The organism is Streptomyces sp. B21-083 (assembly GCF_036898825.1).
Classification (GTDB): domain Bacteria; phylum Actinomycetota; class Actinomycetes; order Streptomycetales; family Streptomycetaceae; genus Streptomyces.
Genome location: NZ_JARUND010000002.1, coordinates 3,923,584 through 3,937,812, shown reverse-complemented (window position 1 = coordinate 3,937,812; position 14,229 = coordinate 3,923,584). Strand labels below are relative to the sequence as shown.

10 protein-coding genes are annotated in these 14,229 nt (G+C 70.9%); 6 read left to right on the top strand and 4 right to left on the bottom strand.

All coding sequences use genetic code 11. From position 1 onward, the window contains the following. Nucleotides 1–33: 33 nt before the first annotated feature. The 4 genes from QA861_RS41595 to QA861_RS41580 form a co-directional block, all read right to left on the bottom strand. Nucleotides 34–420: a hypothetical protein gene (locus QA861_RS41595; RefSeq protein ID WP_334594095.1), complete on the bottom strand. Its 387-nt coding sequence runs from the start codon at nt 418–420 to the stop codon at nt 34–36. Next, complete coding sequence (locus tag QA861_RS41590) at nt 410–4,153, bottom strand: hypothetical protein (protein ID WP_334594093.1); 3,744 nt, start codon at nt 4,151–4,153, stop codon at nt 410–412. The genes QA861_RS41595 and QA861_RS41590 overlap by 11 nt, the downstream gene beginning before the upstream one ends. A gap of 476 nt (nt 4,154–4,629) precedes the next feature. Next, a complete protein-coding gene (locus tag QA861_RS41585) occupies nt 4,630–4,857 on the bottom strand; it encodes a DUF397 domain-containing protein (RefSeq protein WP_334594092.1) in 228 nt (75 codons plus the stop codon). Nucleotides 4,858–4,867: 10 nt separating this feature from the next. Then, complete coding sequence (locus tag QA861_RS41580) at nt 4,868–5,284, bottom strand: DUF5753 domain-containing protein (RefSeq protein WP_334595017.1); 417 nt, start codon at nt 5,282–5,284, stop codon at nt 4,868–4,870. 430 nt (nt 5,285–5,714) lie between these two features. On the opposite strand from QA861_RS41580, the gene QA861_RS41575 reads away from it, so the two are divergent. The 6 genes from QA861_RS41575 (at nt 5,715) to QA861_RS41550 (ending at nt 14,103) form a co-directional block, all read left to right on the top strand. Then, nucleotides 5,715–7,100, top strand: coding sequence for a nitrate/nitrite transporter (locus tag QA861_RS41575; protein ID WP_334594091.1), 1,386 nt, complete (start codon nt 5,715–5,717; stop codon nt 7,098–7,100). 122 nt (nt 7,101–7,222) lie between these two features. Then, nucleotides 7,223–8,398: a uroporphyrinogen-III synthase gene (locus QA861_RS41570; RefSeq protein WP_334594090.1), complete on the top strand. Its 1,176-nt coding sequence runs from the start codon at nt 7,223–7,225 to the stop codon at nt 8,396–8,398. Nucleotides 8,399–9,251: 853 nt separating this feature from the next. Further along, the gene (locus tag QA861_RS41565) at nt 9,252–9,851 is read left to right on the top strand and encodes a CGNR zinc finger domain-containing protein (protein ID WP_334594089.1); all 600 of its coding nucleotides are present in this window, start codon (nt 9,252–9,254) and stop codon (nt 9,849–9,851) included. A gap of 406 nt (nt 9,852–10,257) precedes the next feature. Continuing rightward, nucleotides 10,258–10,779: a sigma-70 family RNA polymerase sigma factor gene (locus QA861_RS41560; RefSeq protein WP_044471680.1), complete on the top strand. Its 522-nt coding sequence runs from the start codon at nt 10,258–10,260 to the stop codon at nt 10,777–10,779. Nucleotides 10,780–10,826: 47 nt separating this feature from the next. Next, on the top strand, nt 10,827–11,609 hold the full coding sequence (locus QA861_RS41555) for an anti-sigma factor family protein (protein ID WP_334594086.1): 783 nt from the start codon (nt 10,827–10,829) through the stop codon (nt 11,607–11,609). A 172-nt stretch (nt 11,610–11,781) separates the two neighbouring features. Beyond that, nucleotides 11,782–14,103, top strand: a complete 2,322-nt coding sequence (locus QA861_RS41550; protein ID WP_334594084.1) for a HelD family protein — start codon at nt 11,782–11,784, stop codon at nt 14,101–14,103. Nucleotides 14,104–14,229: the final 126 nt, after the last annotated feature.

Here is a 14,229-nt window from a genome sequence, read left to right as displayed (position 1 = left end):
CACCTGGTGGGTGCCGGGCCGCCTTCTGTCGCGTCAGCCGTCCTCGTCCTCGTCGTCCTCGACCGGGCCGAGCTTCGGGAGTACGTCCGTGTCCAGGCCGTACTCGTCGAAGATGTCCCCCAGCGCCTGTGCCATGGAGTCCAGCCCTGGCTCCCGGACGATGACCAGGTCGGGCACTCGGAGGTAGCGCCCTCCCAGGCTCTCGCCCGTGATCGCCCAGCGGTCCATGACCGCGTCGATCGCGGACCGGGTCAGCAAGGTCGCGCTCCACCGCATTCCGTCGGGGGCGGTGATCACGGCGTCCACGTTGTCGACGGAGGACGGGGTGTCCCCGTCGCCGAGGAAGAAGCGGATCTCCAGGTCCGAGGTCCCGACGTTCCGGACGGTCCGGTGCTCCGGGAAGGGAAGGTTACTTTCCATAAAGCTTCTTCAACCTGTTGAACACCTGGTCCTCCCACCTCTTGTCCGACTTGGCGACCACCTCGACCGTGTCGCCCAACACGCGGAAGAACAACCGTCCGCCGTTCTTGGCACGGGCGTAAGTGATGCCCGTCGCCTTGTCGTACTTGTTGAACATGCCGGGTTCCAGGTTGCCCTTGGCCAGTTCCTTGAACATGTTGTCCAGGTCAGCCTGGACGTCCGCGTTGTTGGTCGCCTTCCGGGCCAGCCTGGTCAGGACCGAGTCCTTGCCGATGGACGAGGTCATGCACATCTTCGCGGCGGCGGCTGACGAGACGGCAGGTGCAGCGGCCAGCGAGGTGCGCGCGGCCGGGGCCTGAGCGGCGGCGCCCAGCACGTCCTCCGCGAGGCTCAGCAGACACTTCGCCGGTGCGCTGCCCTTGCGCAGCGTCTCCAGGAGCTTCCGGAGCCGGTCCAGGGTGTGCTTGGCCTGGGCCACGTCGTCGAGGAACTTGCCGATGCCCTTGGTCACCTTGACGATCGCCTTGGTGACTGCGGGGAGCTTGCCGACCGCCAGGGCCAGGCTGCCCACGTCGACCAGCGACCACAGGCAGCTCTCGACGTCACCCGTACCGAAGCAGCGCTTGAGGTTGTTGACGCCGACGACTTCGAGCAGGATCTCGGCGCCGTTCTCCCTGACCCAGTCGATGACATCCAGGGACGCGAGCGCCTTGGCCGCCCTGTAGTCGTCCACGCAGCTCTGGCCGCACTCCTTGAGCAGCAGTGCCTCGTCGCTCGCGGACAGCCCGGGACCGCTGTCGGGGTCGCCGACGGCGTTGGCGGCGCGCTGTTCCTGAACCGCCTTGCGTTCTTCCTCGGCGGCACTGTCCGCCGCCGCGTCGGCGTCCTTGGCCGCGCCGTCGGCGTTCTTCGCGGCGGTCTCGGCCTCGGTGGCGTCCTTCTCCGCCTGGGTCGCGGTGCTCCGGGCGGAAGCGGCGTCCGCGTTGGCGGCGTCGGCCGCCGTGCGGGCACCGGCCGCGTCGCGCTCCGCCTCGGTGGCCTCGTTGTTCGCGGCGGCGGCCTCGCTCTTGGCGGTGTAGGCCGCGGTCTGTGCGTAGGCGGCGTCGGAACTCGCCTGCGCGTCGTACACCTGAGCGTTGCTGTCGGCCTTCTTGGCCGCCTCCGCAGCCTTGGCGGCTTCGGCGGCCGAGGCGCGGGCGGCTGCCACCGAGGTTGCGGCCTTCGCGGCGTCGGCGGCGGCGTTGGCCGCTGCTGTGGCGGCTGCCTTGGAGTCGGCGGCGGCCTTGTCGGCCAGGGCCTTCGCGGTCGCCGCGGCCTTCGCCGCGTCCTCCGCCTTGGCCTTGGCCGCCGCGGCCTGCTGCTCGGCGAGGGTCAGCGAGGTCTGGCCGGTGAGGACGGCGTAGGCGGCGGCGGAGTCGGTCTCCTTATAAGGGGTGCCGATGTTGATGGCGTCGTTGGCGGGCTTGATCACCTCGACCGCCGAGTCACGGGCCGCGCTCGCGGCCTCGCTCGCCGCGTAGGCCTGGCCGGCGGTGACTGCCGCCCACTTGGCCGTCTTCAGCGACTCCTCGCGGGCGGCTGCGGCCTGCTGCCGGGCCGTGATCGCGGCTGCTGCCGCCTTCTTGGCCTCGACCTCGGCGTTCTCGGCGTTCTTCTGTGCCGCTGCCGCCGCGCTGATCGCCGTAGCGGCGGCAGCGTGCGCGGTGACGGCGGCGGCATGGGTGGTGAGCGCGGCGGCGCTGGCGCCGTCGGCCGCGGCCTGGGACCGGGAGGCGGCCGCGTCGGCCCGGGTGGCGGCGGCGCGCGCATTGATCGCCGCGGTGGTTGCCACGGCGGCGTTCTGCTGGGCGCTGGTGGCCGCTGCCGTCGCCGTGTTCGCGGCGGACCTTGCCTCGGTTGCCGCGGTCCGGGCCTCGGCCGCCGCGTCCGTACCGGTGGCTGCCGCTGCCGCGGCTTCGAGCGCGGCGGCTCGGGACAGCGCGGCCTGCTTGGTCTCCTCGGCGGCCCGGGCCCTGTCCCGTGCCTCGAACGCCTCCTGCTGCGCATCGATGGCGGCGTCGTTGCGTGCGGAAGCGGTTCCCCCGGCCGTCTCGGCGGCCCCGCGCGCGGTGGCCGCTGTCGCCGCGTCCGCCTTGGCACGCGTCTCCGCGTCCTGGGCCTTGGCGCGTTCGCGGGTGGCGGTGGCGTGTTCGGCCGTCGCGGTGTCGCGAGCCGCCTCCGCCTCGGCGCGTCGGGCGGCGGCCGTGGCGGCACCCGTCTTCGCGGTCTTCTCGGCGGCCTCGGCGGTGGTCTGCGCGGCCTTCGCCTTGGTGGCGTTGGCCGCGGCCTCCTTGGCCTGTACGTCCGCCGCCGTCGCGGCGGCCTTCGCCTGGGCGGCGGCCTCCTCGGCGGCGGCCCGGCGGAACTCGGTGTTCAGCGCGTGCGCCTGGGTCTGCGCCAGCGCGAACTGCGCCTTCGCGTCGGCGACGGTGGCCTTGGCCGCGTTCACCGCCGTCTGGGTTGCCTTCGCGGCTGCCTGAGCCGCCGCGTACGAGGCCTTCACGACCTGCGCGGACTGCTGGGCGTACAGCAGTCCACGCCCGCGCGGCGTCTTGGCCGTGTCCGCGATGGCGTAGGCACTGGTCTGGGCGGTGCCCGCCTTGTCGGCGGCGGCCTTGGCGGCGGTCACCGCCTGGTTGGCCAGGGTGAGCTGGGCCGAGACCCGGGTGCGGGCGTTGGCCAGGTCTGTGGTGGCCTGCGTGAAGACGGCGGCCTTGGGGCGGAGGATGTCGTCCTTGGGCTGTCCGGCCCAGTACTTCTGCCAGACCAGGATCTGCTCGGCGAGCCAGGCCTGGGCGATCCCCTCGATCATCGCGTCGGTCGCCTTGTGCACCTGCGCGGCGGCGGTCACCTCGGCGGCCATGATGTCGGCGCGGGGCTTGGCCTGGGACGCGTACTCCGTCTCCCACTCGGCGTAGGCGGTGGCCGTCACCGAGGCGAGCACCCGGCGCGGATCGATGGGGTTCCAACTGTCGCAGTTGCCCCAGGCGATCTTGAGCTGTTCCACCTCCATGCGGTACTCGGCGCTGTCCTCCGCCGGTGCCTGCCGGGGGAAGCCGCCCTGTCGCAGATAGCGGGCGATGTCGGTGGCGGTGGTGCTGTTGTACGGAGCGGTGAGGTAGCTGTTGGACAGCATCAGATCCGCGATCCGGTCGTCGCCCTGCGGATCCTTGCCGGTGATCACGGCGTTGAGTTTCTTGGCGCTGTCGATGGCGGCGGCGCCGGGAACGCTGCGGCCGTCTTCCCCGAAGCGGTCGTACAGCCGTTTCTGCGGGCCGATCGTGAAGGCTCGGATGGTCGCGTCGAACTCGGGTGCCTGGAGCGTGACGCCGCCGTCACCGCCGTAGTACGACATGGCGTACGCGCGGTTGGCTGCCTCCCAGCGGGTGGTGCTCGCGTTGGAGGCGGTGACGTAGTCGGAGATCCCGGCAATGTCGTCGGTCACCGCGTCGTCCAGGACGCTGGGGTAGATGTTGGCCCGGCGGTACAGGGCCGCGGCCAGCTCGGCGTCGGTGCCGTTGAGGGCCTTCGACGCGGCGGCCTTCAGCACCGGCCCGCCGATGTGCAGTCCGAAGCCGGCCTCGCAGCGATCGGCGCGGACGTCCTGGCCGAAGGAGATCCGGTTGCCGCCGGTGTCCGACAGCGGCTCGGGGGTGGCACTGGCCGGTACGGCGTACACAAGGCCGGTCAGCACAGCTACCGCTGTCGCCAGTGCGACGCCGACCGGCCCCTTGCGCGGGCCATGGGATAAGGATCTGCTCCGGGGACCGCCCCGTATGAGTAACGCTCTGCGCACGTTGCTTCCCGTCTTCTCGGTCGAAGGCCGAAGGATCGGCCCGGAAGGGGAAGCGGCGACGCATCGCGAGGCAACACAAAACGGCGGTACGTCAGAGAACGCGAAGACACGGACAACGGCGCCCGGATGCAGGCAGGGAGCACGAGCCGCACTGGTCACGCACGGCACTCCTTGCCCCGCTTCCCCCGTGGGCACGGAGATAGTTACACATCGAACTGGCTTACGAAAGAGACTTGTTGGCGGTGTACCCGGCTCCGCCGGACAGCGCGATCGGCGACAGCGGCGTCATCGAAAGATCGCCGACGTGCCGACGGGCTCAGCTTTCTCGGCGCCCCATGACCGCCGCGCCGGACTACGGGCGCCCCGGATTCCGTTCAGACGGAGGAGGTGGCGCTGGCGGGTGTGTCAGTGGCGGGGGAGGCCGGGGCGGAGTGCGGTTGTGTGCGAGATGAAGCCCGCCCAAGCGGAGAGAGCGACGGTGAAATGGGGCCGTCGGTGTGCTTCGAGTCGCGTATGCGGATCGCTGCCGGGGTAACTGCTATCTCGACGCAGGAGGAGGCTTCCTCGCTGTACGTGGACTTCTGCCAGTTGAGTTCGGTCATGGTCCGGCCCTCAGATGTCTTGAGCGATGCGGTGGATGAGGTCGAGTGAGGTCTCGGGTTCCAAGGTGACCTCCTGCATGTGGTCGAGGACGAGTCGGTACTTGGCCAACTGTGCGACGGAGTCGATGAGTTCACTGCCGTGTGCGGCGTCGAGCTGTGCCGTATCGAGGGCGCGGACCGGCCCGTACGCATAGTCCAGACCATGGCCGACAGTGGGGAACGCGGTGCCGTCGAAGGGGATCACGCGGACGGTGATGTACGGGTGTTCGCTCATCTCGGCGAGGTGTTCCAGTTGGGCGCGGGCTACTTCCGGGCCGCCGAACCGCATGCGCAGGGCGGCCTCGTGGATGATCGCCGTGTACCGCGGTGGTTGGTTCCGGTGCAGGATGGCCTGGCGCTTGATGCGGTGGGAGATGCGGTATTCGATCTCGTGCGGACGCGGAGGCGACGTTCATGGCCACGAGCGGCCGGCGGGAGTACCGGGTTGTATGCCCGCCCGGCAGAACTGGTTCGTAACGGACCTGCTCACCGGGCAACCGGAGACCTGGGCCCACGAGGTCGCGGCAGAGCACCTGTCCGGGAGCGCGCCCGTCGACCCGTGTGACGCGGCGCTGGAGTGCCGGTTGCTGTGGTCGACCCTGATAGTGGGCCCCGCTGCCCCCAAGCCGACCCCGCCGTGCTCCCCCCGTGACCTCCCTCTGCGTAACCTCTCATCCCGCCTTCTCGCGGGGTGAGAGCAAAGTTCCCTTCCGGTCACCCACAGCCACAGTGTGGAAACGCGCTCTCTCTACCTTCGGGACATCACCGCTCAGCACCTCGCAAAGAACCACCCGAGCCCGGAGCACCGTGGAGGCGTCATGACAGCCCCTAGCACAGCCCCCGCACCCCCAAGCAGGGGCGGCCGCTGGATCCAGCAGTGGGATCCGGAGGACGAGACCTTCTGGAACGAGACCGGAGAGAAGGTCGCCAAGCGGAACCTTCTCTTCTCCGTCCTGTCCGAGCACATCGGGTTCTCGATCTGGACCATGTGGTCCGTGCTGGTGCTCTTCATGGGCCCGGAGTACGGGCTCACGCCGGCGGACAAGTTCCTGCTGACCTCGATGGTGACGCTGGTCGGAGCCGTGGTCCGCGTCCCCTACACCTTCGCCATCGCGATCTTCGGCGGCCGGAACTGGACCATCGTCTCCGCCGGCCTCCTGCTCATCCCCACCGTCGCCGCGTTCACGGTGATGAAGCCGGGAACCTCCTTCAACACGCTCCTGCTGATCGGCCTGCTGGCGGGTATCGGCGGTGGCAACTTCGCCTCGTCCATGACCAACATCAACGCCTTCTTCCCCCTCCGTAAGAAGGGGTGGGCCCTCGGCCTGAACGCGGGCGGTGGCAACATCGGGGTGCCGGTCATCCAGCTGGTGGCGCTCGCGATCATCGGTGCCAGCGGCGGCCCCCGGGTGCTGCTGGGGATCTACATCCCGCTGATCGTCATCGCGGCCGTCCTCGCCGCGCTCTTCATGGACAACATCGCGTCCGTGAAGAACGACACCGGCGCCGCGAAGGACGCCGCGAAGGACGCGCACACCTGGATCATGTCCTTCCTCTACATCGGCACGTTCGGTTCGTTCATCGGATACAGCTTCGCCTTCGGGCAGGTGCTGACCAACCAGTTCGGCCGGACCCCGCTGGAGGCGGCGTACGTCACCTTCATCGGCCCGCTGCTCGGCTCTCTTATCCGGCCTGTGGGCGGGTGGCTGGCCGACAAGTACGGCGGCGCGAAGATCACGCTGTACAACTACGTCGGCATGGGCGCGGCGACCGCGGTCCTCATCGCGGCCAGCATGGAGAAGTCGCTGGTCCTGTTCACCGTCGCGTTCGTGGTGCTGTTCGTCCTCACGGGCCTCGGCAACGGCTCGACGTTCAAGATGATCCCCGGCATCTTCCAGGCGAAGGCGCTGGCCAAGGGCCTGGACGGAGAAGCCGCCGCTGCCTACGGGCGCCGTCTCTCCGGTGCCTCCATGGGCCTGATCGGCGCGGTCGGCGCGCTCGGTGGCGTCGGCATCAACCTCGCCTTCCGGCAGTCCTTCCTCTCCTACGGCTCCGGAACCGGCGCGTTCGTCGCCTTCCTCGCCTTCTACGCCGCCTGCTTCCTGGTGACCTGGGCCGTATACCTTCGCCGCCCGGCGACCGCACAGGCGGCCGAATCCTCAGGCTCCGAAGCAAAGCCGCAGCTCAGCTACGCCGAGGTGTGACCTTCGCCCGAAGCGGCTTAAGTAACACCAGCGACATGAAGCCGAACCGAGCCTGTCACGCACCGTTGACAGGCTCGTTCGGCACGCTTGTGCAGATGTGACCCGACTGCGGGACGAGAGCCATGTACGACGAACAGCAGCGACCGGAACGACCGGAGCACGGCCCCCCGAACCACGGCCCCCTCGCGGGGTTCACCGTGGGCGTCACGGCCGCGCGCCGGGCCGACGAACTCGGGACCCTCCTCCAGCGGCGGGGTGCCGCCGTCGTCCACGCCCCCGCTCTGCGGATCGTGCAGCTCGCCGACGACAGCGAACTGCTCGGGGCCACCAAGCAGCTGATCGCCCAGGCGCCGGACATCGTCATCGCCACCACCGCCATCGGCTTCCGGGGCTGGATCGAGGCCGCCGACGGCTGGGGGCTCGGCGCCGACCTGCTCGCCTGCCTCGGCGGGGTGGAACTGCTGGCCCGCGGGCCCAAGGTCAAGGGCTCCGTCCGGGCCGCCGGGCTCACGGAGGACTGGTCACCGTCCTCCGAGTCCATGGCCGAGGTGCTCGACCGGCTCCTGGAGGAGGGCGTCGAGGGGCGCCGTATCGCCATCCAGCTGCACGGCGAGCCCCTGCCCGGCTTCGTCGAGTCGCTGCGTGCCGCGGGCGCCGAGGTTGTCGGGGTGCCCGTCTACCGGTGGATGCCGCCGGAGGACATCGGCCCCGTCGACCGGCTCCTCGACGCCACCATCTCGCGCGGCCTGGACGCGCTCACCTTCACCAGCGCCCCGGCCGCCGCGTCCCTGCTCTCCCGCGCCGAGGAACGGGGCCAGCTCCCCGAGCTTCTCGCCGCCCTCCAGCACGACGTCCTGCCCGCCTGCGTCGGACCGGTCACCGCGCTGCCGTTGCAGGCCCACGGCGTCGACACGGTGTCCCCCGAACGCTTCCGGCTCGGCCCCGTCGTACAGCTTCTCTGCCAGGAACTCCCGTCCCGCGCGCGGGCGTTGCCCATCGCCGGGCACCGGGTCGAGATCCGCGGGCACGCCGTCCTCGTCGACGGCGCCCTGCGGCCCGTACCGCCGGCCGGCATGTCCCTGCTGCGCGCGCTGTCCCGGCGGCCGGGCTGGGTCGTCGCCCGCGCCGACCTGCTGCGCGCACTGCCGGGCGCCGGCCGCGACGAGCACGCCGTGGAGACGGCGATGGCCCGTCTGCGCACCGCCCTCGGCGCCCCGAAACTGATCCAGACCGTCGTCAAGCGCGGCTACCGCCTCGCCCTGGACCCGGCCGCCGACGCCAAGTACGCCGACGCGTAGTCGCGTCCGCTCGTGGGCAGGGGGCGAGTGGCCCGGGGTCGTTGTCAACAGCCCGGGCGCCCTACGTACCGCTCCGGACGCGCCCGAACCCGGCTCCCGGTTACTCGGCCGACCCGCCGACCGACGCGTAGCCCTCCCGGGTGGGACAGACCAGCGCGGTCGTCGCAGGGAGGAGCCGCGCCCCCACAGGGGCGCGCGGAACTGCGCGCCCAGCCCCACAGGCCCGCACGGAACGAACCGCGTGCCCCGCGGAGCGAGCCCCCTCTCCGGCCCGTGGGCGAACGAACCCGTAGCGGGCCCAGCCCCCACAGGCCCGCGCGGAGCGAACCGCGTGCCCCGCGGAGCGAGCCCCGTCTCCGGCCCGTGGGCCAACGAACCGCGTATCCGGCCGAGCGCCCCACCGCCCGCGCGGAGCGAGCCCCGTCCCCGGCCCGTGGGCCAACGAACCGCGTATCCGGCCAGCGCCCCACAGGCCCGCGCGGAGCGAACCGCGTGCCCTGCGGAGTGAGCCGGTCAGCGGCTCGGGGGTGAACGAACCGCGTATCCGGCCCAGCGCCCCACTGGCCAGCGCCGAGCGAACCGCGTGCCCCGCGGAGTGAGCCCGTCAGCGGGCTGCGCCAAACGAACTGCGTATCCCGCCCAACGCCCCAACACCCCAATGCCCAGCCCCCCGGCCCGCCCCAAACGAACCGCCTATCTCGCGGAGCGGCCTGTACGGGGGGTTCCGGCCGGGAGGGTGGGCAGGCACTGTAGGGGGGACGGTTCCCCGGACCCCCCTCACTGGCATCCCACCGGCGCTCATCGGCATCCCCTCTGCCTCGTACGGTGGCGACTCCTAGGCGGTGACAGGCACATGGCATCGGAAGCGACCCTCGCCACAGCCTCGTACGAGCTGCGTTTCGACGCCGGGCGGATCTGCCTGGACCTGCTGGCCACCACCCACCCCTGCGAACGGCTCGGCGCCGCAGAACCGCTCCGCGCCTGGATCGCCGTGTCCGGACTGGTCCCGGCGGGTACGCCGCTGCGTCACGTCGACGCCTCCTGGGCGGCGCGCTTCCGTGAACTGCGGGACCTGACAGGCCGGTTGGTGCACAGCCCCCAGGCCGCCGACCCCCGCCGCCTCGACCACGCCCTGGCCCGCCTCAACGAGCTCGCCCGCCCGGCGCCCCCGGCTCCCCGTGCGGTCCGGGGTGAGGACGGCACGCTCGTACGGGAGTTGCACGGACCGCCCGACTGCGGGGCCCTGCTCGGGGCGGTCGCCAGGGACGCCGTGGAGCTGCTCACCGACCCCGTGGCGCGCGCGTGCTTGCGCCAGTGCGAGGGGGACAACTGCCCGATCGTCTACCTCGACACGTCCCGGGGCCGGCGGCGCCGATGGTGCTCCAGTGAGATCTGCGGCAACCGCGAGCGGGTCGCGAGACATCGGCGGCGGGCCGCCCTGGCGCGCGCGTAGACCGTCTCCCGCGCACGCTGCCGCAGGCGCTCCCGCACGCGCGTAGACCGTTCCCGGACACCTCCACAGATCGCCCATAGCGGGCTTGTGCGGCGGAACCGGGCCTGTCAACTCTCGCGGGTTCCAGTGACGTTGGTTACACGTGTGTTTCCCGTCTATTGGTTGGGGGCATCGCCCCGATCTTGCCAATGTGGCGGAAATGTAAAGCACTTGCGGCAGGAATGTGCTCCCTTGTCCCTCACGTCGGGGGCGGATAAAGAAAGTTGTGGCCGCACGTTGAACATCCCACAGCCCCCTTCCGTACCTCGGGGGGAGCGACCGACCGGGGGAACCCGGGACAGCGGAGGTGGGCGTGCGCAAGGATTCCGTCGTGGCCAATGAACAAGGACCGAGGGCCCGACATCGCATGTCCCAGCCCTCGGAACCCGACGAGGACCTGATGCGTGCGCTGTACCGAGAGCACGCAGGGCCCCTTCTGGCGTACGTCCTCAGGCTGGTGGCCGGTGACCGGCAGCGAGCCGAGGACGTCGTGCAGGAGACGCTTATCCGTGCCTGGAAGAACGCCGGTCAGCTCAATCGGGCAACCGGTTCGGTACGCCCCTGGCTGGTGACGGTCGCCCGGCGCATCGTCATCGACGGGCACCGCAGCCGGCAGGCCCGGCCGCAGGAGGTGGACCCGTCGCCGCTGGAGGTCATCCCCGCGGAGGACGAGATCGACAAGGCGTTGTGGCTGATGACGTTGTCGGACGCGCTGGACGACCTGACCCCGGCCCACCGGGAGGTCCTGGTCGAGACCTATTTCAAGGGGCGTACGGTGAACGAAGCCGCCGAAACGCTGGGCATACCCAGCGGAACGGTGCGCTCACGGGTCTTCTACGCCTTGCGTTCGATGAAACTCGCACTTGAGGAGCGGGGGGTGACGGCATGAGCATTTACGGGGGTTTCGGAGCGGGTAGTCCTGGTTCCATGCGAGGAATGCAGGGTTCCCAGGGCCCGAACGAACACGAAACCGTAGGCGCCTACGCCCTCGGCATCCTCGACGACGCGGAGGCCACGGCCTTCGAGGCACACCTCGCGGGCTGCGAATGGTGCGCCCAGCAGCTCGACGAGCTGGCCGGCATGGAACCGATGCTGGCCGCCCTCGCGGACCTGCCCGGTGCCCAGGGAACGCCCGCCATCGGCGAGTCGCTCTCCGCCCGCCCGAGCCCACAGCTCGCCACGCGGCTGGTCGACGAGGTCGCGGAACGGCGAGCCAGCAAGCGCCGGCGCAGCTTCTACATGGTGGCCGCCGCGGCAGCCCTCATCGTCGGCGGCCCCGCCACGGTGTTCGCGACGACGGGCAACGGCACCTCCAGCGTGGCAAGCCCCGCGCCGACGGTCACGACGAAGATCACCGGCTCCGCCAAGGACGCCTTCGGTCTCATGAGCGACAAGGTCTCCGCCACCGACCCCACCACCAAGGTCACCGCGACCGTGGCGATGGAGCCGAAGGCCTGGGGCGTCAGCGCGGTCCTGGAGCTGGGCGGCGTCAAGGGCCCGCTGAAGTGCTCCCTGATCGTCGTCGGCAAGGACGGCTCGCGCGAGACCATGTCCAACTGGTCCGTCCCGACGCCCGGCTACGGCATCAAGGACGCCACGACGGAGACGGCCCGCAACCCGCTCTACATCCACGGCGGAACCGCTTTCAGCGCCGACGAGATCGACCACTACGAGGTCGTCACCTCCACCGGCAAGCAGCTCGTCGAGGTCGACGCCTGATCCCGCCCGCACCACCGCCGCAGTAGTCCCTCAGCAGTTCCGCAGCCGCTCAGCGACCGCCCCAGGACGCCTCGTACGAAGACTCGTACGGTGTCCTGGGGCGGTCGCGTAGCACGGCGACCTCTTTTTCGCGTACGGTTGACGGCTGCCCAGCATGTAAGAAGGGGGCCCGGTGGCCGCTCAGGCTCAGCAGGAAACGGCGCTCGTACCGGTCGAGGACTCCTCAGTACAGGACTCCGTCCGCGACCGCGAGATCAGCGTCGAACAGGAACACCTGGACCGGGTGTACCGGCGTCTCGAGGAGAAGATCGACGAGGCAGAGTTCCTCATGCACGACGCCGCCAAACGCGGCCAGGTCGGCACCCCCGGCGCGCTCGCCGAACGGGACGCGCAGGTGTTCAGGGCCGGCATCCACCTCAACAGGCTGAACAACGAGTTCGAGGACTTCCTCTTCGGCCGTATCGACCTGCTGGCGGGCATGGACGGCAAGAAGGGCCCCGACGGCGCCTACACGGCCGTGGAGCCCGCTGAGGGGGCCGTACGCCCCGACAGCACCGCCGACATCGCCGAGACCCTCCACATCGGCCGTATCGGCGTCCTCGACGAGAGCTACTCGCCCCTCGTCATCGACTGGCGTGCCCCGGCCGCCGCGCCCTTCTACCGCTCGACCCCGGTGGACCCGGGCCGGGTGGTCCGGCGCCGTGTCATCCGCTCCAAGGGCCGACGTGTCCTCGGCGTCGAGGACGACCTGATGCGCCCCGAGCTGACGGCGTCCCTGGACGGCCAGGAGCTCGCGGTGATCGGCGACGGCGCCCTGATGGCCGCCCTCGGTCAGGCCCGCAGCCACACCATGCGGGACATCGTGTCGTCCATCCAGGCCGAACAGGACATGGTGATCCGCGCCCCCGCCGCCTCCGTGACGTACGTCGAGGGCGGGCCGGGAACCGGAAAGACAGCCGTCGCGCTGCACCGCGCCGCCTACCTCCTCTACCAGGACCGGCGCCGGTACGCGGGCGGCATCCTCATCGTCTCGCCCACGCCGCTGCTCGTGGCGTACACGGAGGGCGTGCTGCCCTCCCTCGGCGAGGAGGGCCAGGTCGCCATCCGCGCCATCGGCTCCCTCGTCGACGGCGCCGAGGCCACCCTGTACGACGCCCCGGCCGTGGCCCGCGCCAAAGGCTCGTACCGCATGCTCGCGGTGCTGCGGAAGGCCGCGCGAGGCGCCCTGGAGCAGTACGAGTCGCCGACGGTGACGAGCCGTCTGAGGGTCGTCGCCTTCGGCCGCCGTATCGAACTCGAAGCCCCCGAACTGGCCCGCATCCGCGAGTCGGCGCTCAGCGGCACGGCCCCCGTCAACCTGCTGCGCCCCCGCGCCCGCAAACTGCTCCTGGACGCCCTGTGGGCCCGCTCGGGTTCGCAGAGCCGCCACACGGACCCGGAACTGGCGGCGGAACTGCGCTCCTCCTTCGACGAGGACGTCACGACCGAGGACGACTTCATCGCGTTCCTGGACGCCTGGTGGCCGGAACTGACCCCCGCGTCGGTCCTCGCCGCCATGTCCGACGAACGCCGGCTCGGCCGCTGGGCCCGCCGCATCCTGAACCCGGGCGAGGTCCGCCGGGTCGCCCGCGCCCTCAAGCGTGAGGGCCTCTCGGTCCACGACGTGGCCATGCTCGACGAACTCAACGCGATCCTCGGCACCCCGGCCAGGCCCCGAAAGAAGCGCGACCGGGACCCCCTGGACCAGCTCAGCGGCCTTGAGGAGCTGATGCCGGTACGGGAGGAGACGCAGCGCGAACGCGCCGAGCGGCTCGCCGAGGAGCGCACCGAGTACGCCCACGTCATCGTCGACGAGGCCCAGGACCTCACCCCGATGCAGTGGCGCATGGTCGGCCGCCGGGGCCGGCACGCCACCTGGACGGTCGTCGGCGACCCGGCCCAGTCCTCCTGGTCCGACCCCGACGAGGCGGCCCAGGCCCGCGACGAGGCCCTGGGCACCCGCCCGCGCCGCCGCTTCACCCTCACCGTCAACTACCGCAACCCGGCCGAGATCGCCGAACTGGCGGCCAAGGTCCTCGCCCTCGCGATGCCGGGCTCGGAGTCCCCGAGGGCGGTCCGCTCCACGGGCGTGGAGCCGCGCTTCGTGGCTGTACGGGACTCGCTGGCCCAGTCGACCCGCGAGGAGGCCGCCCGCCTCCTGGACCTCGTGGACGGCACGGTCGGCGTCGTCGTGGCCATGAACCGCCGCGAGGAGGCGGCGCGCTGGCTGGCAGGCCTCGGCGACCGCGTGGTGGCCCTGGGCAGCCTGGAGGCAAAGGGCCTGGAGTACGACGCCACAGTGGTCGTCTCCCCGGCGGAGATCGCCGACGAGAGCCCCGCCGGCCTGCGGGTTCTCTACGTCGCCCTGACCCGGGCCACCCAGCAGCTCACGGTCGTCTCGGCGGACCGCGACGAGCCCGACGCGCAAGGGGTGCCGGACCTTCTCCGAGACTGAGGCCGAGTCCGGCAAAGACAGAGCCCGATGGGAATTGCCTTACGGGGATCGTTTGTTACCGTTGACGTGGCACCGGCTCGATCCAAGCCCCCGGGCCCAACCTTCGTCGCTACGAGCGACCACTTG

Bases quoted from the DNA above. Each gene is read 5' to 3' on its own strand.
- QA861_RS41555 (WP_334594086.1), top strand. From the start codon at position 10,827: ATGCAGGGTTCCCAGGGCCCGAACGAACACGAAACCGTAGGCGCCTAC.
- QA861_RS41595 (WP_334594095.1), bottom strand. From the start codon at position 420: ATGGAAAGTAACCTTCCCTTCCCGGAGCACCGGACCGTCCGGAACGTC.
- QA861_RS41560 (WP_044471680.1), top strand. From the start codon at position 10,258: ATGTCCCAGCCCTCGGAACCCGACGAGGACCTGATGCGTGCGCTGTAC.
- QA861_RS41585 (WP_334594092.1), bottom strand. From the start codon at position 4,857: ATGACCGAACTCAACTGGCAGAAGTCCACGTACAGCGAGGAAGCCTCC.
- QA861_RS41570 (WP_334594090.1), top strand. From the start codon at position 7,223: ATGTACGACGAACAGCAGCGACCGGAACGACCGGAGCACGGCCCCCCG.
- QA861_RS41575 (WP_334594091.1), top strand. From the start codon at position 5,715: ATGACAGCCCCTAGCACAGCCCCCGCACCCCCAAGCAGGGGCGGCCGC.
- QA861_RS41565 (WP_334594089.1), top strand. From the start codon at position 9,252: ATGGCATCGGAAGCGACCCTCGCCACAGCCTCGTACGAGCTGCGTTTC.